The sequence below is a fragment of the Psychrobacter lutiphocae DSM 21542 genome (assembly GCF_000382145.1).
Lineage (GTDB): Bacteria > Pseudomonadota > Gammaproteobacteria > Pseudomonadales > Moraxellaceae > Psychrobacter > Psychrobacter lutiphocae.
On the sequence record NZ_KB907650.1, the window covers coordinates 1 to 25,933 of the forward strand.

The 25,933-nt window shown below is 42.0% G+C and carries 20 protein-coding genes; 12 read left to right on the forward strand and 8 right to left on the reverse strand.

Annotation, left to right across the window (positions count from 1 at the left end):
• Positions 1–61 precede the first annotated feature (61 nt).
• Positions 62–253, forward strand: a complete 192-nt coding sequence (locus H140_RS14470; protein WP_409371739.1) for a transposase — start codon at positions 62–64, stop codon at positions 251–253.
• Between the two features lie 61 nt (positions 254–314).
• Here H140_RS14470 and H140_RS0110215 read toward each other — a convergent pair whose 3' ends face one another.
• From H140_RS0110215 to H140_RS0110240, 6 genes are all read right to left on the reverse strand, one after another.
• Entirely contained in the window at positions 315–1,511 is a 1,197-nt protein-coding gene (locus H140_RS0110215; protein WP_019673559.1) for an OmpP1/FadL family transporter, read from the reverse strand.
• Positions 1,512–1,624: 113 nt separating this feature from the next.
• Entirely contained in the window at positions 1,625–3,310 is a 1,686-nt protein-coding gene (locus H140_RS0110220; RefSeq protein ID WP_019673560.1) for a long-chain-fatty-acid--CoA ligase, read from the reverse strand.
• A gap of 94 nt (positions 3,311–3,404) precedes the next feature.
• Positions 3,405–4,475, reverse strand: coding sequence for a CaiB/BaiF CoA transferase family protein (locus tag H140_RS0110225; RefSeq protein WP_019673561.1), 1,071 nt, complete (start codon positions 4,473–4,475; stop codon positions 3,405–3,407).
• The gene (locus H140_RS0110230) at positions 4,468–6,639 is read right to left on the reverse strand and encodes a 3-hydroxyacyl-CoA dehydrogenase NAD-binding domain-containing protein (protein WP_019673562.1); all 2,172 of its coding nucleotides are present in this window, start codon (positions 6,637–6,639) and stop codon (positions 4,468–4,470) included. Before H140_RS0110230 ends, H140_RS0110225 begins: the two co-directional genes overlap by 8 nt.
• A 101-nt stretch (positions 6,640–6,740) precedes the next feature.
• Positions 6,741–7,949, reverse strand: coding sequence for an acetyl-CoA C-acetyltransferase (locus H140_RS0110235; protein WP_019673563.1), 1,209 nt, complete (start codon positions 7,947–7,949; stop codon positions 6,741–6,743).
• 151 nt (positions 7,950–8,100) lie between these two features.
• Positions 8,101–9,252 (reverse strand): acyl-CoA dehydrogenase family protein, encoded by a 1,152-nt coding sequence (locus tag H140_RS0110240; RefSeq protein ID WP_019673564.1) that lies wholly within the window; start codon positions 9,250–9,252, stop codon positions 8,101–8,103.
• 193 nt (positions 9,253–9,445) lie between these two features.
• On the opposite strand from H140_RS0110240, the gene H140_RS0110245 reads away from it, so the two are divergent.
• The 8 genes from H140_RS0110245 (at position 9,446) to acnD (ending at position 20,693) form a co-directional block, all read left to right on the forward strand.
• A complete protein-coding gene (locus H140_RS0110245; RefSeq protein ID WP_019673565.1) occupies positions 9,446–10,099 on the forward strand; it encodes a TetR/AcrR family transcriptional regulator in 654 nt (217 codons plus the stop codon).
• Between the two features lie 277 nt (positions 10,100–10,376).
• The gene (locus tag H140_RS0110250) at positions 10,377–11,654 is read left to right on the forward strand and encodes an NRAMP family divalent metal transporter (RefSeq protein WP_019673566.1); all 1,278 of its coding nucleotides are present in this window, start codon (positions 10,377–10,379) and stop codon (positions 11,652–11,654) included.
• 62 nt (positions 11,655–11,716) lie between these two features.
• Entirely contained in the window at positions 11,717–13,015 is a 1,299-nt protein-coding gene (locus tag H140_RS0110255; protein WP_019673567.1) for an NRAMP family divalent metal transporter, read from the forward strand.
• A gap of 204 nt (positions 13,016–13,219) precedes the next feature.
• Positions 13,220–13,930 (forward strand): hypothetical protein, encoded by a 711-nt coding sequence (locus H140_RS0110265; RefSeq protein WP_019673569.1) that lies wholly within the window; start codon positions 13,220–13,222, stop codon positions 13,928–13,930.
• Between the two features lie 134 nt (positions 13,931–14,064).
• The gene (locus tag H140_RS0110270; RefSeq protein ID WP_019673570.1) at positions 14,065–15,123 is read left to right on the forward strand and encodes a LysR family transcriptional regulator; all 1,059 of its coding nucleotides are present in this window, start codon (positions 14,065–14,067) and stop codon (positions 15,121–15,123) included.
• Positions 15,124–15,593: 470 nt separating this feature from the next.
• A complete protein-coding gene (gene prpB, locus H140_RS0110275) occupies positions 15,594–16,484 on the forward strand; it encodes a methylisocitrate lyase (RefSeq protein WP_019673571.1) in 891 nt (296 codons plus the stop codon).
• A gap of 213 nt (positions 16,485–16,697) precedes the next feature.
• Positions 16,698–17,837, forward strand: a complete 1,140-nt coding sequence (gene prpC / locus H140_RS0110280) for a bifunctional 2-methylcitrate synthase/citrate synthase (RefSeq protein ID WP_019673572.1) — start codon at positions 16,698–16,700, stop codon at positions 17,835–17,837.
• Between the two features lie 216 nt (positions 17,838–18,053).
• Positions 18,054–20,693 (forward strand): Fe/S-dependent 2-methylisocitrate dehydratase AcnD, encoded by a 2,640-nt coding sequence (gene acnD, locus H140_RS0110285; protein WP_026349018.1) that lies wholly within the window; start codon positions 18,054–18,056, stop codon positions 20,691–20,693.
• Between the two features lie 182 nt (positions 20,694–20,875).
• Here the strand turns inward: acnD and H140_RS0110290 are convergent, their stop codons facing one another.
• Together H140_RS0110290 and H140_RS0110295 are read right to left on the reverse strand one after the other, a co-directional pair.
• A complete protein-coding gene (locus H140_RS0110290) occupies positions 20,876–21,166 on the reverse strand; it encodes a type II toxin-antitoxin system RelE/ParE family toxin (RefSeq protein ID WP_019673574.1) in 291 nt (96 codons plus the stop codon).
• Positions 21,167–21,181: 15 nt separating this feature from the next.
• Positions 21,182–21,403, reverse strand: coding sequence for a TA system antitoxin ParD family protein (locus tag H140_RS0110295; RefSeq protein WP_019673575.1), 222 nt, complete (start codon positions 21,401–21,403; stop codon positions 21,182–21,184).
• A 125-nt stretch (positions 21,404–21,528) separates the two neighbouring features.
• On the opposite strand from H140_RS0110295, the gene prpF reads away from it, so the two are divergent.
• The 3 genes from prpF (at position 21,529) to H140_RS0110310 (ending at position 25,851) form a co-directional block, all read left to right on the forward strand.
• Entirely contained in the window at positions 21,529–22,770 is a 1,242-nt protein-coding gene (gene prpF, locus H140_RS0110300; protein ID WP_019673576.1) for a 2-methylaconitate cis-trans isomerase PrpF, read from the forward strand.
• A 509-nt stretch (positions 22,771–23,279) separates the two neighbouring features.
• Positions 23,280–25,133, forward strand: a complete 1,854-nt coding sequence (locus H140_RS0110305) for an ABC transporter ATP-binding protein (protein WP_019673577.1) — start codon at positions 23,280–23,282, stop codon at positions 25,131–25,133.
• Between the two features lie 136 nt (positions 25,134–25,269).
• The gene (locus H140_RS0110310; protein WP_019673578.1) at positions 25,270–25,851 is read left to right on the forward strand and encodes a GNAT family N-acetyltransferase; all 582 of its coding nucleotides are present in this window, start codon (positions 25,270–25,272) and stop codon (positions 25,849–25,851) included.
• Positions 25,852–25,933 lie beyond the last annotated feature (82 nt).

The window sequence follows — 25,933 nt, forward strand, 5'->3', positions numbered from 1 at the left end:
TGCCAGTATTCATCATGCCAAGATTATCCAAGCTAGATTACCCATTTGGCAAGAACGAGGCTTGTTTATCTTTTATTTACCGCCTTATAGTCCGCATCTAAATATCATTGAGCGGTTATGGAAGGAGGTAAAACAGGCTTGGCTAAGACCTTGTGATTATGTTTCTTTCGATACGTTGTCTTATGCAGTTAATCGGGTTTTTGCTAATATTGGTGATTCCCTGTCGTTAAATTTTTCTACATTTAAAGTATAGGTATTTAATTTTGTTCGATTACTTACTATTTTTTATTTAGGTATATAGCAGAGTTATCCAGTTATTTTGAAGCGTATTCTAATTTTAAACCAACGACATAAGCATCATTGTTTTTAAACTTACCCATAGGAGCTTTGGTTGAAGATAGTTGAGTATTCGCATCTCCTAACATAAGATACTTACCACCTAAAGCAACAGACCATTCTGGAGTAACATTATATTTAGCACCCAAACCAATACTGTAATATCCTTCAGCTGGACCCAATACTGTAACAGGATTCCCAGCGCCTTTATCCCAACCAATTGTTCCAGAAATTGCAAGTGCTGGAGATAGGCGCTTACCCAATCCTAATTCAAGCATATAAGAATCGTCTGAGTAGGCAACTAGAGGTGCTTCTTTTGCCCCCGTCAGTCTTTTTACACTACTCGATAATAAAGGAGGAGAGATTTTAAAATCCCCCCAAGGTACCCAGCGTGCTTTAGCAGTTAATAAGGTCGTAGGATTCAATCCAGTTTGAAAATCGATATTAACTGACTCAGGTAACTTCAAAGGTGCTTTTTTAGTTTGTATGGCTCCCAAGGCAGGCATGTTTTCACCGAATTTAATATCATGCTCAATTTTTGATCGATAAGTCACTGCTAATTTTAAGCCGATTTCAGGCTTGACATATGCTGCTCCAACCATATAACCATAATCTTGATCTTTAGCGAGATTTAGCGTATAACCATTTATCGCCGCTAAGTTAGCTAAGCTGCCTGTTCTCTCACCGCTCGCTAAATTTAGATCACCTTCAAGCTTGCTTAGGACAGGACCACCATACAGCCTAAAGTTGTCATTCTGGCCAAGCTTAAAGTTAACTAAACCCGTAAAGGTATCTGACTTGACACTTGCTTTAGTATGAATATTCCCATTCACCAAAGGGTTGTTATTACCTTCAACTTCAATTTCAGCACCAAAGGGTTGATCATAAAAAACCCCAATACTAACTTTGTCGTTTAAATCAGTTTTAACACCATAACCATAGCCATTATAATCTTGAGCAACTCCATCATATTTTCTAGTAACGCCGTTATCAGTATATTTCCCACTGGTTTTTGGGCTAATACGATAAGCACTAGCGTATGCGTAAGTACCCTCCTTAGTAAACTCTGCACTTGGTTGACCAGAGCGATCAAGACCAGCAGCGCCAGCTATTGAAGCGAAAGACATTAGTGCTAAAGCACCAGCAAGTTGATTTATAGTGAAAGATTTTGACATTGTGCATTCTCCATTGCAGTATTATTAGTCACATCCATTGCGACTAAAAGAGGGTTGTAAATGAAGGTAAATAACAGCGTTATTGACCTAATATGAAGCATTATTAAATTAATCTATTTTTTATTACTTAAGGAACGTAATTTATGTCTTAGTATCTTGCCAACGGTAGACTTAGGGAGCTCATCTATAAACTCTATATGACGTGGACGTTTATAGCCAGCAAGGTTCTTTTTACAGAACTCATGTATCTCTTTTTTAGTTAAACTTGGGTCATCTTTAACGATGAAAACTTTGACTGATTGACCTTGTGAATCACTATCAACTCCGACCACAGAACATTCTCTAACTTTGGGGTACATCTCAATAACCCCTTCAATTTCATTAGGATAAACATTGAAGCCGCTGACAATCAGCATGTCTTTCTTTCTATCAAGCAATTTGACATAGCCATTTTCGTCCATTGTACCAATGTCACCTGTCTTAAGATAACCGTCCTTTGAAAAAAACTGGGTATTGTCAAGATTATGGTAACCTGAAATAACACTCCCCCCTTTAATTCCAATTTCGCCAACCTCTCCTACCTCTAATGCATTCTCGTCCTCATCTAAAATCTGTATGTCAACCCCTGGTAATGGCATGCCAATTGTACCGGTAAACTCAGTACTGGTAAGCGGATTAGCTGTGCCGACACCAAGAGTTTCTGACATACCCCATCCTTCAATAATAGGGACACCTGTGATTTCCTGCCATTTTCTCGCCATTTCAGGGGTCGCCGCCATACCGCCTGCTAAAGAGAGTTTAAGCTGGGAGAAATCAATGTCTTTAAATTTAGGATGTAATAATAGAGCATGGAATAAAGTATTTACTGCTGGTAGCATATGGAAAGGTTGCTTCTGTAATAGCTTAATAAATGCATCAATATCTCGAGGATTAGTCACGACCAATAAATGCTGACCCATTCGCATACCTAATACAGATATAATAAACGCAAATATATGATATAAAGGAAGCGCAACCACACAGGTCAGTTGTTCATTTGGGTTTTGGCTACGATAGATGGGTTTAAACCACTCTTCATATTGCATTGTGCCATAAACGACATTTTTATGGCTAATCAATATCCCTTTAGCCACACCAGTAGTACCACCAGTATACTGAATCATCGCTAAATCATCCGCTTTAACATCAGGACGAGAATAGCTTAGGGTTTTAGCATCACTCAATATGGATCTGAATTGATACACCTCATAATTTGAGTTTGAGCTTAAACGGTACGCTGGGACTGCTTTTTTGATATGCTTAGCCGCAAAGTTAACAAGGGTGCCTTTTACCGAGCCCAACATATCTCCAATAGGACTGATAATAACCTTTTCAATGGCGGTATGCGCTACAATAGTTTCTAAAGTATGACAAAAAGGTTCTAGAATAAATATTATTTTAGCATCTGAATCAACAAGCTGATGTTTGAGCTCGCGTGACGTATAGAGTGGATTAATAAGAGTAAGTACCATCCCAGCCCTTAAGGCACCTATTATAATAGGCAGATACTGATTTACATTAGGCATCATCAAGGCAATTGATGAGCCTTTTGTTAAACCTAAACTTTGAATCCAAGATGCAATTTTAAGAGATATTTCATCAACTTGGGCATAGGTGTATGAAACTCCCATATTTGTCATGAGATCTTTAGTTGCAAACTTTTTTAGAGTAGCATCGAAAAAATCAATTAATGTTTCATCGACTTGAGGAATATCCGAGGCAATACCCTCTGGATAATTTTTAGTCCAAAACTTTGTCATATTTCACCTTCCATAGTTAATTAACACACTTCAGCCTTAAAGTAATGTGTCCAACATAGATTTAAATAACTCGCTTAACCCAAACCACCCAGATCTAGCTTACGACTTGCCAACCAGCAGTCGCCCCATATTCATCCTGATGAGCAAAAAGAGGATGATTTTGAGCCTCTGCAAGCGTTAAAACTGGTGTAACGCAGACATCCACCTGCTCAAAAAGACTTGACCAGTGTGATAAGGGTTGACTTGCAAACGTTTCAGCAATGGTCTGCATTGCTGATCGACTCTCAGGCATATTTGGTAAAACACCACGTTGCCAATGTGTATTTTTTAGATCTGGAAGATCTAATACGTCGCATAACCCTTGCCAAAACTTTAACTCAAGAGAACCGACCGCCATATATCTATCGTCTTTGGTTTTATAAAGACGATAACAAGGCAGTAAGCCGCCTAAGAAGTCATGCTGCGGAGCCGGCTTCTTGCCCGTCATCTGTTCAATCAATTTGCCAGTTGCTTTTGGCATAACTAGATGATTGTACAAACTGTGCGTCATGCTGGTGTTAATGTGTCTACCTTTACCGGTATTTTTCGCAGCAATCACAGCCGCTAAAAGTGCGATAACGGCCGTATCACTACCCCCCGCTAGATCTGCAAACTGCACATTAGGCATCGCTTGATCACCATCGGATGATTTAAGCTGATCTAGAACACCACTAAGCGCCATAAAGTTAATATCATGTCCTGCTTTATTGCTCCAATCATGATTAACAGTTTCACCTTCAGTGATACCGTACCCCGTAATAGAGACAATAACCAGTTTAGGATTAATGTCATGCAAAGCGGTTGCATCCAATCCCATGCCTTCTAAGACGCCTGGACGAAAACTATCAAGCATGACATCTGCATTTTTGAGATGCTCTTTAATAGTAGCAATGCCTTCTGGATCACGGAAATCGACTTTAAGTGTCGTTTTTCCGTGATTTAAAGCTTTGAATAGCTCACCAAATGCGCGCGCAGGATCACCATTCATAGGTTCTATTTTGACAATTTCTGCACCTAGGTCTGCAAGCAATCTGGTTGCAAAGGGTCCAGGTAGGTTGCGGGTTAAGTCAACAACCTTTAAACCTTGTAAGCAGTCAGCCATTGGATTTGATAACTTGCTAGTCATCGTTAAACTCCTGATTAGCATCCGCCATCTTAACTAAAATAGCAGCAGGCTCAAAACGTTCACCATAAGCAGCAGCTAATTCGCGACTACGTTCGACAAATCGCTTAACACCAATCGAGTTAATAAATTGTAGCGTGCCGCCTTGATTTGGTGCAAAACCCCACCCAAAGATTGAGCCTACGTTAGCATCTGCAACTGAGCGCACAACATTTTCTTCATAGCACTTAGCCGTTTCATTGGCTTGTACGTATAGCAGGCGATCTACTAAATCTTGTTGCGACGGTTGTTCATCTTTAGTTGGATACAAGTCAGTCAATTCAGACCACAAGTGTTTTTCACCGTTTTCAGGATAATCATAAAATCCTTTGCCAACCTTTTTACCTTCACGGCCTAACTCTTGCACCATTTTTTCAATCACTGGTTGAGCAGGATGCGCGGTAAAAGTCTTACCTTCCGCTTCTAAAGCTCGTTTAGCCTGCTGCATAACGTGTAATGACAAACTTAATGACACTTCATCTTGCAGTGCTAAAGGAGGCATTGGCATACCAGACTTCATACCTGCCACTTCAATACTGCGTGGATGAATACCTTCACCTAGCATTGCAATACCTTCTGATACATAGGTACCAAATACGCGTGATGTATAGAAGCCGCGGCTGTCATTTACCACAATTGGCGTTTTTGAAATTTGACCCACAAAATCGAAGCTTTTTGCTAATGTGGCATCGTCTGTCTTTTCACCAACGATAATCTCAACCAATGGCATTTTATCAACAGGTGAGAAGAAGTGAAGACCGATAAACTGATTGGGTCGTTTGCTGGCTTGTGCCAACTGAGTGATCGGGAGCGTTGAGGTATTAGAAGCATAAATTGCTGTTTCTGGAATGACAGCTTCTGCATTTCGGGTACATTCGGCTTTAATGTCAATATCTTCAAATACCGCTTCGATAATTAAATCGCAGCCCTCTAAATCGTCATAAGATACCGTGGTTTTAATACGTGATAACAAGGCCTCTTTTTTCTCTTGGTTTGAACGGCCACGGCTGATAGCTTTGTCAAGCAAATTGGTCGAGTAGCTTTTTCCTTTTTCGGCACCTTCGATACTGGTATCTAATAGGACGACATCAATACCTGCTTTAGCTGAAACATAGGCAATACCAGCACCCATCATACCAGCACCTAAGATACCAACCTTGCTAACTTTAGATCTCTCAAACCCTTCAGGACGTGATTGACCTTTTTTGATATTGTTCAGTTGCTTCCACAAGGTATTAATCATATTTGTAGATTCAGGTGACAATGCACAAGCGACAAAATAACGAGACTCAATTTCAAGTCCATTATCAATATCTACTAAGCAGCCCTCAAACACACATGACATGATATGAACAATTGCAGGATAATTACCATGTGACTTTTGATTTGCCATAGCAGGTGCAATAGAGAAAACCTGAGCAACTTTAGGATGCTTACTGTCACCACCTGGTATTTTAAATCCTTTTTGATCCCAAGGCTGACTAACTTTAGGGTTATCTTTAATCCATTGTTTTGCTTGAGCAAGCATATCTTCTTTGTCGCTAGCAACGGCATTCAATAGACCGATTTCAAGAGCTTGCTGTGGACGTAGCTCTTTGCCTTGGGTCATCATCTCTAACGCTTTTTGAATACCGACAATGCGTGGTAAACGTTGAGTACCGCCTCCACCGGGCAGCAAGCCAAGTTTAACTTCTGGCAAACCAATCTTAGTTTTAGGTGAATCAACGGCAATACGATAATGACAGGCTAAAGCGAGCTCCAAACCGCCACCTAAAGCCGTACCAGTAAGAGCAGCAACAACAGGCTTACCTGCTTTCTCAAGTTTACGTAGACTGGTTTTCAAGTCTTCTACTAAATCAAAAGCTTGTTCAGCAGACTCAATTTCTGCCAGTTGGTCAATATCAGCACCAACCACAAAGGTAGACTTCCCAGAGGTTAATATCAAACCTTTGGCTTCTTCATCGGTAATAAAAGCATCAGTTAAAGAGGCAAAAGCTTCATTAAAGCCCTCACCAATAACATTCATTTTACGATCCGCTTGATCGATAGTAACAGTAACAACGCCGTTGTCAGCTTCTGCTGTAAAGTTATTTAGGGCGTTAATGGCCTTTACGCTAGCTATACTCATTTTATATCCTTATTCATTATGCGCTAATTCAATATGCGTACGTTATTTCCATGTCTTGGATTCACTAAATATTAGGGTCAAGATCTGAGACACGCTTAATATTACACACGCTCAATAATAGTTGCGATACCCATACCACCACCAACACATAGTGTAATCATGGCTGTATTTAGGTCACGACGTTCAAGCTCATCCAGTACTGTAGTCACTAGCATCGCTCCAGTAGCACCTAAGGGATGTCCCATAGCAATAGCGCCGCCATTAACATTGACTTTATCAAGCGACACACCTAGGTCTGCAGCAGTATTCATTGGAACGACAGCAAATGCTTCGTTAATTTCCCATAAATCAATATCACTGGCCGTCATACCTGCTTTACTAAGTGCCTTCAGACACGCTGGCGTTGGACCTGTTAACATAATAGTTGGTTCAGAACCGATGACTGAAGCCATAGTGATCTTAGCACGAGGTTTAAGGTTTGCTTTTTCGCCTGCCGCTTTGCTACCGACTAAACAAAGTGCTGAGCCGTCTACGATACCTGATGAGTTACCTGCATGATGGACATGATTCACTTTTTCGATAGTGGTATATTTATCAAGTATTACACTATCAAAGCCCATTTTACCAGGCATAATAAAGGAGGGATTTAGACCTGCTAAAGTCTCTACGGAAGTATTAGGACGGATGGTCTCATCTTTGTCCAATAACAGCATACCGTTAATATCCGTTACTGGAACGACGGACTTATCATAGTAGCCCTTTTCCCAAGCAGCAGCAGCTCTTTTATGAGATTCAGTGGCAAAGGCGTCAACGTCTTCACGGGTAAAACCACGTAACGTTGCAATAGCATCTGCGCCAACACCTTGGGGTACAAATTGCGTTGCATCATTAACACGAGGATCCATATACCAAGCCCCACCGTCTGAACCCATAGGTACACGGCTCATTGATTCTACACCGCCAGCCACAACCATATCTTCCATACCAGACATGACTTTAGTAGCAGCTAAGTTGATAGACTCTAAGCCTGATGCACAAAAACGAGATAGTGTAACGCCTGCCACACTTTCATCCCAATCAGCATCAATAATTGCAATACGTGCGATATCAGAACCCTGCTCCCCTACCGGAGTAACACAACCTAATACCAGATCGTCAACCAAACTGGTATCAAGATCATGACGTTTCTGCATCTCTTTTAATAAGGTACGCACCAACCATATTGGCGTTGCTTGATGTAACGAACCCTCTTTTTTACCTTTGCCACGTGGTGTACGAATGGCATCATAGATATAGGCAACTTCAGTCATATAAATCCTTTTTTAAATCCGTTTAAATTGTTTAAAATCGTTTATGAAATTTTGTAAGCGACACGTTTGAGTCGCTCACAAAATAAGCGATGTAACACGATGCTATTAAGTCTAAAAACTTACATAGGAGTTTAATAGAAAACTTAAATGATTACATAAAACGTGATGCAAGCTCTTTCATGATCTCATTGGTGCCACCGTAGATTTTCTGGACTCTTGAATCAGCATACATACGGGCAATTGGGTACTCACTCATATAGCCATAACCACCAAATAATTGTAAGCACTCATCCATAGCTTTACACTGTTTTTCAGTTACCCAGTATTTAATTAATGATGCCTGAGGTGCGGTTAATTTACCTTCGATCATCGCTTCAACAGCAGAGTCACATAATGCTTTCACTGCTAAATAGTCTGCTTGAACTTCCGCAAGCTTAAAGCGGGTATTTTGGAACTTCCAAATTGGGCGACCAAATGCTTCACGCTGTTTAACGTAATCTAAAGTTAGCTCTAAAGCTAATTTGATAGCACCACAACCGCTTAATGCAATAATGAGACGCTCTTGAGGCAGCTCTTGCATCATTTGAATAAACCCAAGACCTTCGACACCCCCTAGTACATTTTTTTGAGGTACACGTACATTACTAAAGAATAACTCTGAAGTATCTTGTGCAGAAAGACCAGTTTTCTTAAGATTGCGGCCTCGCTCAAAACCTTCAAGCCCCTCCGTTTCAACGCCGATAAGTGAAACGCCCTGTGCACCCTTTTCACGGTCAGTTTTACAAGCCAATATAATTAAGTTGGCGTGTTGACCGTTGGTAATAAATGTTTTTGAACCGTTGATAATATAATCATCACCATCTTTAACGGCATAGGTTTTAATAGCTTGTAAATCTGAGCCTGTTGTCGGTTCAGTCATAGCGATTGCACCAACCAATTCACCAGTAGCCATTTTTGGTAGCCATGCTTTTTTCTGTTCTTCAGTACCATGTTTCAAAATATAAGGAGCAACGATACCAGAGTGCACCATACCACCAAATCCAGATTGGTTAGCTTGAGCTTGAGCAAGAAGAATCGCTGCTTCGTGACCGAAGTCACCGCCGCCGCCACCGTACTCTTCAGGCATTGATGCACATAAAAAGCCCATTTCACCCGCTTCATTCCATGCTTCACGGTCAATCATACCGTTTTCACGCCACTGCTCGTCTTTATCTTCCCAACTTTGGAACAACTTTAAGGCACTGTCATATACCATTTCATGTTCTTCAGTCATCCAATTGCTTTTAAACGTATCAATACCCATCTCGTTAATCCTTAACACATAAATTAGTTGATTGTATTAATGGTAATAATTATTACCAAAAAATATTACAATAGATTTGGAGCAAAACTCATATCTATCACTGCTTACCGTTCAATCTTACAAAAGTTTATTTTGCTAAGCAATGACTTGCTATAAAATAGTAATTATAATTACCGTTAACTAAGGAGTTTTTATGAAAGCAACTCAACATCATCATGACAACCTGTTAAATGATAAAGCGTTAGCGCCTTTATCAAAAATTCGCCCTGCGACCCTTGATAAAATTGAAAAAGCGGTTCACGAGTTATTTGCTGGTGCCAATGCTCAAGATGTCACCATGATTCAAATCGCAAAAGCGGCAAATGTGTCGTTACAGACCCTATATAAATACTTTGGCGATAAGCATACGGTATTCCAAACAATTATGGATATCGTACTTGGGCGCCTTGCGAACCGAATGATAGATCATCTACAAGGTATTGATAGTGTTAAAGAGCGTCTAAGAAAAACCTTGTGGGTTTGTTTTGATTTTGTGGATTCACATCCTGATGCTGTGATGGTCTTAACCTCAGTATCTACTTCAGATATTCGCAAAATATCAATTTATGAAAATAAAGAGCTGATTAATGCCTTTACCAGTGTCTTAGCAGATGGTCAAAATCGAGGAGTGCTTAATGATAAGGTACCGCTTTATGTTTTATTCGATGTGTTTATGGGCTTTGTGATGCGTATTGGTACCATGCAGGTCATTCGTCACTCCCCGATGCCGTTGACTGAAAACTTTGATGACTTATTCTCCATATTATGGCGTGCTATCTCTAAGCCTGATATTGATACAAAAAGTTAAGCTTAACCAAAAAATAATTTATAAGATTAGCTAACTATTTTTGCAATTATCGATTGACGATTTATTGTGCTCACGTTATATAATACCTCTTCGTTTTTATACGCATATTGCCATTTTAAACAATGCTAATGTTTATTTTATTTTTTATTAAAACTTATCATTAACACATAATAATTAGCTCTTTGATACCACTCATTAAGTAATAGATGTACTTAACGACTGATGCTGGCTGTAAAGGTGAACATATCTTATTATTGACTGACTCATAGAGGGGGTTATGACGAAAGTGATTCATGAAACTAAAGAGGATTTAAACATCAAGAATAAGGATAAACTAAATTGGCGTATTTTTGGTCCAGGCATCCTATTAGCCACAGGCGCTGTCGGTGGCTCGCATCTGATTTCCTCGACCCAAGCTGGTGCACTATACGGCTGGCAGCTGGCGAGTATTATCGTGCTGACCAATGTCTTTAAATACCCGTTTTTTAAATTTAGCACCGACTATGTGTATAACACAGGCGAGTCATTAATTGCTGGCTATGCCAAAAAGTCAAAGCTATATTTTTGGGTCTACACCCTACTGTTACTTGCCTCTGCGGTGATTAGTGTTGGCGCCTTGTCGTTATTAACCTCAGTGATTTTAAGCTTTATGTTGCCTACCAGCATCCTACACGACATCACCTTATTATCTGCACTGGTGATGATTGTCAGCTGGCTATTGTTAACATTAGGGCACTATAAATTACTCGATAGGTTAAACAAATGGATCATGGGCACCTTGATTGTCACCACCCTCCTTGCGGTATTGATGGCCGCTGGCAAGCCGACAGCCATTGTGGACGGTTTTATCCCTGCCTCGCCTTGGAATATGGCTTCACTGGGCTTTATTGTCGCCTTGATGGGCTGGATGCCAGCACCGCTTGAATTTGCGGCCATGACCTCGATGTGGACCAAAGAAAAAGTAAAAACTGACCATACCACCCACAGACAGGGCTTAATCGACTTTAATGCTGGCTATATTTCCAGTGCTATTTTGGCATTATTCTTTTTGGCTCTCGGGGTGTTTGTGCAATACGGATCAGGCATACCAGTTGAGACGCAAGGTGGAGCTTATATTACACAGCTATTTAATATGTACACAGCGACTATTGGTGACTGGACACGCACATTGGTGGCATTGGTCGCCTTTATGGTGATGTTTGGCACCACCATCGCTTGTATTGATGGTTATGGTCGTTCACTGGCAGAAAGTACGCGTTTGATCAAGGGTCAAGAGGATATCAATAATGTTCAAGTCGTATTTTGGAGCAGTTATACCGTGATTGGCGGTTTTATTATACTAGCTTTTTTTAAAGGTCAGCTTGGTGCTATGCTCAAGTTTGCCATGATTTCAGCCTTTGTATTGGCACCTGTTTTTGGGTGGCTTAACTACTCACTGGTCAAAAGCCAACAAAAGCTATCCACTGCCATGACGGCATATAGCATCATAGGCTTGTTATTTTTGACAGCGGTCGCCCTACTGTTTTTACTACAACTGGTAGGGATTTTGGCCTAACTTTTAAACCCAATAAGCAATAAGCAATAAGCAATAAGCAATAAGCAAAAGGATACTTAAGTATGCGCAAAACAGCCATCGCTTCTGACGATCAGTCGTCAGTTACCACTTCCGCAAATAACCTTTCAGCCAAAAAAGGCATCAATTGGCAGATCTTTGGTCCAGGGATGCTGTTGGCAACAGCTGCTATTGGTGGTTCACACCTGATTTCCTCGACCCAAGCGGGTGCGCTATATGGCTGGCAATTGGCGATTATGATTATCTTAGCTAACTTTTTTAAATATCCGTTTTTTAAGTTTGGCGCTGACTACGTCTATGAAGCACATGAGTCATTAGTGGCAGGCTATGCCAGGCGCTCACCGATCTACTTATGGGCTTTCTTTATCTTATCACTGGCGGCTTCTGTGATTAGTACTGGTGCGGTTGCATTATTAGCCTCGGTTATTCTAGGATTTATGTTGCCAGAAAGCTTGAGTTTGCCAACCACCACCTTGGCGATGATTGTCATGGGTGTATCTTGGCTATTCTTGATTCTAGGACACTACAAGTTACTTGATCGGGCGACTAAGTGGATTATGATATCTTTAACAATGGCAACATTCGCTGCCGTGATTATCGCCGCTGGTAAACCGACAGTGATGACCTCTGACTTTATTCCTACTTCTCCTTGGAATATGGCAACGCTAGGGTTTATTGTGGCTCTAATGGGCTGGATGCCGGCACCGCTTGAGTTTTCTGCCATTAACTCTATGTGGGTATCGGCTAAGATTAAAAATGACCACACCACTCATAAGCAGGGCTTGGTTGACTTTAATGTTGGCTTTATTTCTACTGCTATCTTAGCCTTGCTATTTTTGGCGTTGGGAGTATTTGTACAGTATGGCTCAGGGGTTGAGATTCAGACCCAAGGCGGCGCTTATGTCGGGCAGTTGATTGATATGTACACCGCTACCATTGGGGAGTGGTCAAGGTTTTTGGTGGCCTTTGTTGCCTTTATGGTGATGTTTGGCACCACCATTACCTGCGGTGACGGCTATGGGCGTATTACTGCTGAAAGTTGGCGCTTGTTGCAAAATCATAGTCAAATCAGTGGTAAGCAGATCATGTTTTGGACCACCTATACTATTATTGGTGGTTATATCATTATTACTTACTTTAGTGGTCAGTTGGGTGCGATGTTAAAGTTTGCCATGATTTCCGCCTTTGTGTCTGCACCGATATTTGGTTGGTTAAACTACACCTTGGTTAAGCATGAAAAAAAGCTGTCGTCTATGATGCATTTATACAGCATTACTGGCTTATTATTTTTAGGCGGTATTGCGCTGTTATTTATGGCGCAGTTAATTGGTCTGTTGGATTAATTTTACCCACTAAGGCCTTACAGCTACCAGTCGGCTTTAATTAAGGAGGTGGCAATTATGGGAGTTGCAATTAAGGAGATGACAATTACGCCGGCTACAAACGCCCTATTGTCTGGTATCACGTTTCGTTATATATTGCCTTTATATATAGCCATGCAAGGGCTACTAATCGGCTGCTACGGGTACTAATAGGGAGATTTAATCATGCGTCATTCTCATCTCATTAAACAAGCTTTGATCGCCAACTTATTGGCAGGCAGTTTGCTGCTTATTGGCTGTGATTACTTTAAGCCAGATCCTATGATGCAAACCATCCCTACCAATGCTGACCGCTGGCAAGACAAGCTGGGCGATACCCTAGATGACCTAAAAGAAGAAGACCGCCAACTGCTTAGTCGCTATATGCTGCGGATGCGCTTAAGCGAGGCTTACAAAAAAGGTGCTATGCCTCGTATTACGGTTGGCAAGGCCATCGAATTACAGCGCAAATATGAAGCGCTGCATCCAGACAATCCGACAGGGCGCCAAAGCCCAGTTACGGGTCAAGCCACCAACGGTATCCAACAACTGACCTACCCGTTATTATTGCTGCCAGTTACGACCAGTGAGCAAGACAGCCTCAATCAAGTTGAGCTGTCTTTTGTGTTTAGTAACCGAGGCGAGTTGCCAATCACCAGCTTTGAAGGTACTATTTTGATGCGTTACCCGACCTTTAAAAAGGCAAAACCTGTGGTCATCGAGCACACCGAATTTAACCCTCCTATTGCCAGCAAGACCTCACGCAAACTGGTGGCAGATGTCAGTATTGCCGATACTAATGTGATGAAAGCGATTCATAGCCCGCAAGATATTGAGCTAACCATCAGTGAAGGTGTCATTACTTTAGAGGATGGTTCGCAGGTCGTGTTTAACTAAAGTGGTTTTAAACTAAAGAAGTGGTTTTAAACTAAAGAAGTGGTTTTAAACTAAAAAAGCGGTTTTTAACTAAAAAAGCGGTATAACTAATCAAAAGTTTAACAATTAACAATAAGGACACAGGAACCAATGGCATGCAATTAAAACGTCTCAAAGCCTTTCATGCCATTGCCCAACTCAAAAGCTTTAGCCAAGCCGCCAGCGCCACCCAGTTATCCCAGCCCACCCTAAGCCGCCTGCTTAAACAGCTTGAAGATGAAATGGGGGTTGAGTTGATTGATCGCTATCATCGGCCGTTACAACTTACTGAGGCCGGTGCCTTTTTTTATGAAAAAATAAACCAGCTACTCCAAGAGCTTGACAGCACCATCAGCCTAACCCAAAAGATTGCCCATCCGCCTGACACTTTAAATATCGGCTTTGTACCCTCTGTGCTGTATGGTTTACTGCCCACCATTATTGCCAAGCTCAAGCAGCGCCTGCCAAAGCTAGCGATCCATTTAAAAGACATCAGCTCATTTAAACAAATCGAGGCGCTTAAAGCTGGCGAGATTGACGTGGGTTTTGGGCGTTTTGCTCATGATGGCCCTCAGATTCGGCAGTTATTATTACGTCATGAGCGTTATATCGCAGCGCTTCCCGATAACCACCCGCTGGCACAAACCAAGGACATTCACTTATCACAGTTACAAGACAGCCGTGTCATCTTGTACCACCAGACCCATTTGCCTGTACCCCAGCTCGCAGGCCAAACATCAACCTCAACCTCAATAGCAACACCCACTTCAATCTCGACATCCCTATCAACATCGAGCAGTTTACAAGTAAATAAGGCAACTGAGATAACAGATTCGGCGCTTATTAGCGAACCCTTGTTGCATTTATTTGCCAAGCAGTCTGCCCTACCGCATTTGATTACAGAAGTCAGCGATATTCAGGTAGCGCTCGGTTTGGTGGCTGCTGGCGAGGGAATTACTTTAGTACCAGACAGCCTAAAAACCGTGCGCAGTGAACAAATTAGCTATCACAACTTAGTGCATGAAGACGCCACTTCGCCCATCTATCTTTGCACCCTACACCGCCCGGCTCACCCTGCGTTTCGCACACTTCTTGACGTCATTTACGACTTATATGAGACCAAGGGCATCACCTATAAGCGGCTTGATACGTTTGACCAATCACTTAAAAACTAGCTACTCAACAATTAATCACTCAACAATTAATCACCAAAAACTAACCGCAAAAAACTGGCCTCAACATCTCTTATCTTTAAACCCTACCAAATCAGCGTCTTCATATCCCTTGTTTCTATCCGCAGTGGCGCGCGCCTCGTCCCTCGGCAGTGCAAGGACCACCCGCATAGCATCAACAGCTTACATTTAGCATTAAGATTGTAACAAAATGTAAATAACTGCCTCCAAATCTTAATCAGCAAACCCCTACCGATTGCAAATAACAAATACTAAACCAACAAAATCAACAAAATTCAAATATTTATATTCATAATGTAAATAGTTTAAGTTGTAATAATTATACTATATATTTGCTCTAAATATATCTGAGTAATAGTACCCCTTCCAAAACTTGCAAGAAAGCGCTAATCTAGACCCACATAACCAGTAATCACACAATAACCAAACCAAACCATAGCCAAGGAACGATTATGAGCCTATCTGCTGGCAAGCGCTTTCGTGATGCGCTTCACGAACAAAAAGCATCCAATCAGCCACTACAAATTGTAGGCACCATCAACGCTTATACCGCCATGATGGCAACCCAAGTCGGTCACAAAGCCATCTATCTTTCTGGTGGTGGGGTGGCCAACGCCTCGTACGGTCTGCCAGACTTAGGCATGACCAGCCTAGATAACGTGTTAGAAGATGCTAGCCGTATCACCAATGCAGTACAAACGCCTCTTTTAGTAGACATCGATACAGGTTGGGGCGGTGCCTTTAATATTGCCCAAACCATCAAAAAGATGGAAAAAGCAGGCGTAGCAGCTGTTCATATCGAAGACCAAGTGGCGCAAAAACGCTGTGGTCACCGTCCTAATAAAGAAATCGTGTCTACCAGTGAAATGGTGGATCGTCTAAAAGCGGCTCTTGATGCCAAAGTTGACCCTGACTTTGTGGTTATGGCGCGAACGGATGCGTTATCAGTTGAAGGACTAGAAGCTGCTGTTGAACGTGCGGTTGCTTTCCAAGAAGCTGGCGCAGACATGATCTTTGCTGAAGCGCTGACCGATATTCAGATGTATCGTAAGTTTACCGATGTGTTAGATATCCCAGTATTGGCTAATATGACCGAGTTTGGTCAGACAGATTTGTACACCACAGAACAGTTATTTGAAGTCGGTGTAGAGATGGTGCTTTATCCGTTATCGGCATTTCGTGCGATGAACAAAGCGGCCTTAAATGTGTATCAACATATCTTAGATGATGGCACTCAAGAGGAAGTCGTTGACACCATGCAAACCCGTATGGAACTGTATGACTTTTTGAACTATCACCAATTTGAACAAAAACTTGACCAGCTATTTGCTCAAAAAAAATAGACATAAACAACAACCCTACTCTCAACTTATAACACTTGGATATAGGCTAGTGTCTTTAGCTCAATACAAGGTAAAGCTCAGCACAAGATGGCGTTTAACCACTCATGCTGGTCTCACACCACAACCTACGTCAAGTGCTGCAAGTAAGTTGGTAGTAGTTACAAATAAGCTTAAAAATAAACACACCGCCACCCAACAAAAAGGAATTTTATTATGGCAGCAGGTAAACAACTATCAGGCGCAGGCTTACGTGGTCAAATCGCAGGCAAAACCGCACTTTCTACCGTAGGCAAATCAGGCTCAGGCTTAACCTACCGTGGTTATGATGTCAAAGACTTAGCAGAAACCTGCATCTTTGAAGAAGTCGCCTATTTATTGTTATACGGTGAGCTACCAACCCAGGCCGAGCTTGACGAGTATAAAGCCGCCCTAAAACAGCTGCGTGATTTACCACAGGCGTTAAAAGACGTGCTAGAGCGCATCCCCAAAGACGCACATCCAATGGATGTCCTACGTACCGGTTGTTCTATGCTAGGCAACTTAGAGCCAGAAGATAGCTTTGAGCAACAGCTAGACAAGACCAACCGTATGTTATCGGCCTTCCCAGCGATTATTAACTACTGGTATCGCTTTAGCCATGACGGTGTCAAAATTGACTGTGTTACTGATGCCGAAACCATTGGCGGTCACTTCTTACAGCTTTTAAAAGGCGAAAAGCCAAGCGAGCTGCATGAGCGCGTCATGAACGTTTCACTTATCTTATATGCTGAGCATGAGTTTAATGCGTCTACCTTTACAGCACGTGTTTGTGCCTCTACCCTATCTGATATCTTCTCATGTATTACTGGTGCTATTGGTTCATTACGTGGTCCTTTACATGGCGGCGCCAATGAAGCAGCGATGGATCTAATCGAAGGTTTTGAATCTCCAGAGGCTGCCGAAGCAGGTTTATTACGCATGCTGGATAACAAAGACAAAATTATGGGCTTTGGCCACGCAATTTACAGCGAATCAGATCCACGTAACGTTATCATTAAACAGTGGGCTGAAAAACTAGCCGCTGATGTGGGCGATGAGGTGTTATACCCAGTATCGGTACGCTGTGAAGAGGTGATGTGGCGTGAGAAAAAACTGTTCTGTAATGCTGACTTCTTCCATGCGTCAACTTATAACTTTATGGGCATTCCAACCAAATTGTTTACGCCTATTTTCGTCTGCTCACGGTTAACGGGTTGGGCAGCACACGTATTCGAACAGCGTGCAGATAATCGCATTATTCGTCCAAGTGCTGAATATATCGGTGAAGAGCCAAGAGATGTGCCACCCATTAGCGAGCGTGGTAAAAAACAGTAGTCTCTTTTGAGTGCTACCGTTTAATAGACCTCAGCACCCCACAAAAACAACCCACAAAAACAACCCACAAATATTCTTCGATTTAGAATACTCCCTCCTTTCAGAAGGAGGGTGTGGGGATTCTCATCAAGCCTTATTTAAACTTGCAAGGACAATCCAGCCATGCCGAGCACTACGGATAAAAAAATAAAATTAACCCAGTCCAATCCGCAAACCATGAATGAGCAGTATAAAAAGCCATTACCTGGTACGGATTTGTTTTATTTTGATGTCGAACAAGCGGTCAACGATATTGAACCAGGCGCTTATGCCAAGCTGCCATTTAGCTCAAAAGTCTTGTGTGAAAACTTAGTACGCCGCTGTCCACCAGAAGATCTAAAACAAGCCTTATCACAGCATATCTATCGCAAACAAGACGTTGATTTTCCTTGGTATCCTGCCCGTGTGGTGTGTCATGATATCTTGGGACAGACTGCTTTTGTTGACTTAGCAGGCCTTCGTGATGCCATTGCTGCTGAAGGCGGTGATCCGTCAAAAGTTAACCCGATTGTACCCACACAGTTAATTGTCGATCATTCACTAGCAGTAGAATATGCAGGCTTTGAAGAAAATGCGTTCGAAAAAAACCGTGAGGTTGAAGAGCGTCGCAATGAAGACCGCTTTCACTTTATCAACTGGTGTCAGTATGCCTTCGATAATGTAAATGTGGTACCGCCAGGCAACGGCATCATGCATCAGATTAACTTAGAAAAAATGTCGCCAGTGGTACAAGTGGTGGCCGATCAAAACGGCGATCCCGTTACCTTCCCTGATACGCTCGTGGGTACCGATAGCCATACGCCCATGGTCGATGCATTGGGTGTTATCTCAATCGGTGTTGGCGGTTTAGAAGCTGAAAGCGTCATGCTAGGCAATCCATCTTATATGCGTTTACCAAACATTGTCGGCTTAGAGCTCACAGGTCAGTTATCACAAGGTGTGACTGGTACTGATTTAGTATTGGCGATTACTGAATTCTTGCGTGAAGAAGGGGTAGTTTCTGCCTATGTAGAGTGCTTTGGTGAGGGTGCTAGAAATCTATCTGTTGGGGACAGAGCTTCAATCTCAAATATGACACCAGAGTATGGTGCTACGGCAGTTATGTTTTATATTGATGAGCAAACCATTGATTATCTACGTCTCACTGGCCGCAGTGAACAACAAATCGATATTGTCGAAACCTATGCCAGACAAACGGGGCTATGGGCAGATGGCATGGCAGGCGCTGAATACGAGCGTATTTTAAAGTTTGATTTGTCAAAAGTAGTGCGTAATATTGCTGGCCCATCACGTCCCCACGCACGAGTATCGACCACAGACTTAGTGAAAGCAGGCATTGCCGAAGAAGGCGATGCACACTTAACACCACCTGCTGATGGCTCTATGCCCGATGGTGCAGTGATCATTGCTGCTATTACCAGCTGTACCAACACCTCAAACCCACGTAATATGATTGCTGCTGGCATCGTTGCACGCAATGCAGCGGCAAAAGGTCTTATGCGCAAGCCTTGGGTGAAATCTTCTCTTGCACCAGGATCTAAAACGGTTAAGTTATATCTAGAAGAAGCTGGACTATTGCCTGAGCTACAAAAACTGGGCTTTGATGTGGTCGCTTTTGCTTGTACTACCTGTAATGGTATGAGTGGTGCTTTAGATCCAGACATTCAACAAGAAATTATAGATCGTGACTTATTTACTACTGCTGTACTATCGGGCAACCGTAACTTTGATGGACGTATTCACCCGTATGCGAAGCAAGCATTCCTCGCTTCACCGCCTCTGGTTGTGGCTTATGCAATTGCTGGTAATATTCGCTTTGATATTGAAAAAGATCCGTTAGGGCAAGACCAAGACGGCAATAATGTCTATTTAAAGGATATTTGGTTTGATGATGCCGAGGTCGATGCTATCGTTGATGCTGCAGTAAAACCTGAACAGTTTAGCCAAGTCTATATCCCTATGTTCGATGAAGCTAAAGCTGATGCTTCAAGACAAGAATCATCTGTGGTCAATCCTCAGTATGACTGGCGTGAGATGAGCACTTATATTCGTCGCCCACCATATTGGGAAGGTGCAATGGCCGAAGCCAACAAGCTAAAGGGCATGCGTCCATTGGCGGTATTGGATGACAACATCACTACCGACCATTTATCGCCGTCAAATGCGATTTTGGCCGACAGTGCTGCTGGCGAGTACTTGGCAAAAATGGGTCTGCCAGAGGAAGACTTCAACTCCTATGCCACTCACCGTGGTGATCACTTAACCGCCCAGCGTGCAACCTTCGCTAACCCGAAACTGTTAAACGAAATGGTGCGTGATGAGCAAGGTAATGTCATCCAAGGTTCGCTAGCCCGTGTTGAGCCAGAAGGTGAGGTGATGCGCATGTGGGAGGCGATTGAAACCTATATGAATCGCAATCAGCCGCTGATTATTATTGCCGGTGATGGTTATGGTCAAGGCTCAAGCCGTGACTGGGCGGCCAAAGGGGTGCGCCTAGCTGGTGTGGAAGTGGTCGTTGCTGAAGATTTTGAGCGTATTCATCGTCAAAACTTGGTCGGTATGGGCGCTCTGCCAGTCCAGTTTAGATCCGGTACCAACCGCAATACCTTAAATATTGATGGCACAGAAGTGTTTGATATTGAAGGTGATATTGCTGCTGGTGGCGAGATGACTTTGGTTATTCATCGCACTAATGGCGAGGTGGATAGAGTGCCGGTTATCTGCCGCTTAGACACAGCGGATGAGGTGAAGATGTATAACTCTGGAGGTATGTTACAGCGCTTTGCCAAAGAGTTTATTGCAGGTGATGTGGTTTAGTACATCAGTGATCAACAAAAGTCTTTTAAAATGAAATAAAACAAACAGAGCTGATGTTATAGAAAATTATATTTTTAAACATTGGCTCTGTAATTTTAGTTTCAAAAATTGGCTTATTTGATATAAAGCCAGATATTTAGACCTCAAATAAAAAATGAATAGCAAATAATAGCAAATTAAGACTAAAGGATTAACTTAATATCGCGGTAAAAGTTTTCATGAGTACCAAACATGAGTAATGTTAATATCAATCGACCATCATCGAACTGATAAGCCAATAGTGTTAACTGCTTAACCATCTTGAACTTATAAACGCGTACAGAGGCTAGCTCCCCTACTTTTTGTGTGCCTATATCTGGCTTTTCAATTATTTGACGTATAGCCACATCCAGATCAGCCTTCTGATTGCTATGTAGTTTCTTAACTGCTTTTTTGAAGCTTTTAGTTTGAACAACGCTTAAAGATTGAGTCATTATAGTTCCAGAAGACTAGCCAAATTCGTAAGGTTCAACCATGCCAGAGTCAGCCTCTTCTTTAGCGATTAATAATTGGCGCACAAATTCATAAGACAAATCAGGATTGTCCTCCATAATTTGGCCTATTGTTGCCCAGTGTTCAATCTGTTTTGGTGGTGTTCTATGCTGTGCTTTTGCAAAAACTTGGGCTTTATCAACTAATGCTGTATTTAGGCGTATGCTAGTTGTAGACATGACGTACTCCTTTTACTATATAAATTTGTGGTATTTTACCACACATAGTTATTCTAACTAATTCTGTAAAGATAATCTATGACAATCAGTTAACCTTTGTAAGTTAAATAAAAATGGATTAAAAAATGACCCACACTACTACCACTACCTCTCAAGCCTTCGCCCCACAAGCCCCTGTCCCCGCCACCTATATGCGTGGTGGCACCTCCAAAGGGGTATTTTTTAATCTAAAAGACCTACCTGAGCGTTGCCAACAGCCAGGGCAAGCTCGTGATAACTTTTTATTAAGAGTCATCGGTAGCCCAGACCCTTATGGCAAACAAATTGACGGCTTGGGTAATGGCTCATCAAGCACCTCAAAAACAGTGATTTTGTCGAAGTCTGATATAGATGATCACGATGTTAACTACTTATTTGGGCAGGTGAATATCAGCAAACCACTGATTGACTGGGCGGGTAACTGTGGCAACCTAACCGCTGCCGTTGGTGCTTGTGCGATTAATATGGGCTTGGTTGATGCCGATAAAGTCGCTGCTAGTGCTGAGTCAGGCATTTGTGAAGTACGAATATGGCAACAAAACATCAGTAAGACTATCATTGCACACGTTCCAGTCTATGTAGATGATGCGGGTCAAGTTCAGGTGCAAGAAACGGGTGATTTTGAATTAGATGGCGTCACCTTCCCTGCCGCTGAGGTCAAAATTGAATTTATAGACCCAGTCGATGCCTCAAGCGCCATGTTCCCTACCGGTAACTTAGTCGATGATTTCGATATATCAGGCTGTGGACTGGATAAAGATACAGTTCAAGCAACCTTTATCAACGCCGGTATTCCAACCATATTTTTACAGGCTGAGGATTTAGGTTTTACTGGCACAGAACTGCAACCTGATATTAATAGTAATCCAAAGCTACAAACCAGACTTGAGAAAATCCGAGCCAAAGGCGGTGTGGCGATGGGTATATTTAAGGATGTTAAAGAGGCAGAAAAAAGCCAACACATTCCGAAGATTGCTTGGGTCGCTCCTACACAAAGTTATACGGCATCAAGCGGTAAAGCGGTTTCAAAAGAAGACATAGATTTGGTGGTGCGTGCGATGAGTATGGGGCAGCTGCATCATGCCATGATGGGTACAGCAGCGGTAGCCATTGCTGCGGCCGCCACTACTCAAGGTACCTTGGTTAATCAAGCAGCTGGCGGTGGCAATTTGTCAGAAGTGCGCTTTGGTCATCCATCAGGTACACTACTTGTAGGTGGCAGAACAGAACAAGTTAATGGTCGCTGGCAAGCTAAAAAGGTATCTATGAGCCGCTCTGCTCGCCGTATTATGGTCGGTCAGGTGTTTGTGCCAAGTGATTGCTTTTAATCTTATTTCCATTTAGTATTTTTTAAGATAAAATTAACATATGTTGTTATTTTATAGTTGGTACCCCACTCTCAACTTGGAACAATCAAGTGTAGGCTGGTGCTTTTAGCCCAGCAAAACGTATCTTTTAACCAAATATGCTGGGCTAAAGCCACAGCCTACGCAAAGAGTTGAGAGTGAGTTAAGTTGGCAAGATATTAGCCCAAGTCAATATTGATTTGGGCTTTTGCTTTTCTCTGAGGGACGAAGGGCGACTGAGACATTAATGGAAGCCTACTTATGACTCGCATATTTCTCCCTCTCTAAAAACCCAGATGCTAAGGCTATCTTTTATCTTTTTATTATTTAGCTTTTTTTTCAGTATTAAACATGCTTTATACACTTGGGCTCTATAGAATATGTCCTATCAAGGTTAAAATAGAGTGCTTAAACATTAGTAATATTTATAATTATTAAAAATCAATTGAATAGCACCAAAATAACACTTAATTAATGATAAGTTTTATATTATGGCCTCACCCCCTAAACGTGTCCCATTAGATATCAAACCACCCTCTAAACCCAAAGATCGGGGACGACTGCTTTGGTATATCCTAAAGCGCTTGGCGGTATTTGCTAAGCCCTATCGTGGACTGTTTATATTGACCTTGGTGCTGACCGTTTTAGGTTCATTTACCGCACAGGTTAATGCTTTTGTATTGCAGTACACCATTGATACCTTAACTGGCATTATCGATCTCCCCGACCCTTGGGTGGAAGGCATTAAGCTACTCACCTTAATTAGCATGATCTTATTGGTGAAAGAAGTGCTCAATGTGGGGATTACCTTCGGTCAGCGCTATTTTGGTGAGCGCATCCGCATTAACCTCTCTCGTGATTTATCTCAAAAGGTAGTAGATAGGATTTTGACCTACAAAATGGCGTTTTATACCAGTGATGAAAACGCCAGTGGTAAACTGCAAACCCGTATTGACTTAGGTGTCAGTAGTCTAACCCAGCTGGTGCAGAACTTTTTTATTGACATGTTGCCTTTGTTTGCCAGCGCCATTGTGTCACTGGCAATTATGTTTAATGCCAACTTTTGGGTAGGCATGGTTGGACTTATTATTGTGCCAATTTACTTTTTTGTCAGTCAAAAACAAGCAAATCGGCTGCAAGGCTTTCGCCGACAAATGCGCCAGTTCCGAGAAACCAAAAACGGACTGGTTATCTCTATCATTGAATCCATCACAGTGATCAAATCCTTTGTACGTGAGCCAATTGAATCTGAGAAGCACTGGGAAATTCAAAAGGATATGACCAACAACCAGTTGCGTATTCGCAGTATTGCGTTTATGTATAACGCTGGAAAGAGCTTTATTGAGCAATTTGGCGTGGTGATTATTATTGTATTGACCGCTTACTTTGTGCTCAATGGACAAATGACCATAGGTGCAATTATGTTCCATGTGCTGTTGTTTCAAAACGTGGCAGCACCGATTCGTGAACTGCATCGCATTTATGACCAAATTAATAATGCTCTGACTTATGCCGAAGGTTTTTTTGATATCTTAGATGATGACAAGGCAATTGAAACTGCTGGTAAGCTTGAATGCACGGATTTAAAAGGACATATTGAGCTAAAAAACGTCAACTTCTCCTACCCCAATGGCAAGCAAGCGCTACATGATGTCAGCTTTGAAATCCATCCCAATCGGATTACCGCATTGGTAGGCTTAAGCGGTGCTGGTAAAAGTACCATTATTAATTTATTGGTTAAATTTTATGACCCCAGCAGTGGTACAATCTGCTTAGATGATAGAGATTTGGAAGATTATAATACTCAGAACTTACGTGAGCAGATTGGTCTGGTACTGCAAAAAAACCATATTTTTTCAGGCACCATTGCGGATAATATTCGCTACGGTAATATGAATGCCAGCGAAGATGATATTATCGAAGCGGCAAAAAAGGCTTCTATCCATGATCAAATCATCACCATGCCAGAAGGTTATGACAGTGAAGCCAGTATGCTCTCAGGTGGGCAGCAGCAACGTATTGCGCTGGCACGTATGTTCCTAAAAGATCCACCGATTGTGTTCTTAGATGAGCCAACTGCCAGTCTTGATGCGATTGCGACTCAGCAGATTAAGCAAAGCTTGGACTTGATTAAAAAGGACAGGACGGTAATCATCGTCTCTCATAATATTTCGCAAATCATTGATGCCGATGATTTGGTGGTCATTGAAGATGGCCGAGTGATGGAAACTGGTACCCATGAAGAGCTGTATGCTCGACAAGGCAAATACTATGAAATATTTAACGCCATGTCAGACAGTTTAAACTTAGAGAAAATCAGTCATACTTTGCATCCAGATTCATAATTTTTTGGGATTTTGATTTTAGTGATATTTGCCGAAAATCCATCCCCAGCCCTTTCTTTGGAAAAGGAAGGGAGCTAACTTAAACAACAACTTAAACCACGACAACCATTCACAACAACCATGAAGTCATAATCGTATGAGCGTAAACTTTAGCATTAAGCCTTTTGATGAACTCAGCCCTGTTGATGTGTATTATATCTTGCACGCACGCTCACAGGTGTTTGTGGTTGAGCAACATTGTGTTTATCAAGACATTGATGAGCTAGATTTTGACTGTCAACATTTGGTCATCCACAAAAGCCGGTCTTTGATTGGTTATTGTCGTATTTTGCCCCCAGATGTGGTGGTTAATAACAGCTCATATCCGCATATCGGACGGGTGCTGGTATTGCCAGAACACAGGGGTAAAGGGCTGGCTCGGCAGATGATGACGCGTGCTATTAAGTTTTGTTATAGCACTTATGGCAAACATCCTATCCAGATCTCAGCACAGACCTATTTGATTGATTTTTATCAATCTTTAGGCTTTGAAGCGATTAGTGAGCCCTATTTAGAAGATGGGCTTGAGCACATTGATATGCTGTTGCCTAAGCCGAAGTCTAAATTGCCAGCGCTGGGTACGATGAAGCCAAATTTAAGCGTTAAAAATGTGATCATCAATGTATTGCTATTATTGTTGGCAGTGATGATTATTGGGATGTTGTATTTATTGATTTAGATAAACACTATCAGCGCACTCTAGATAGACCTTTGAGTAGACAATAAAATACAAAAATACATTCTCCGCCCTACTTTTTGAT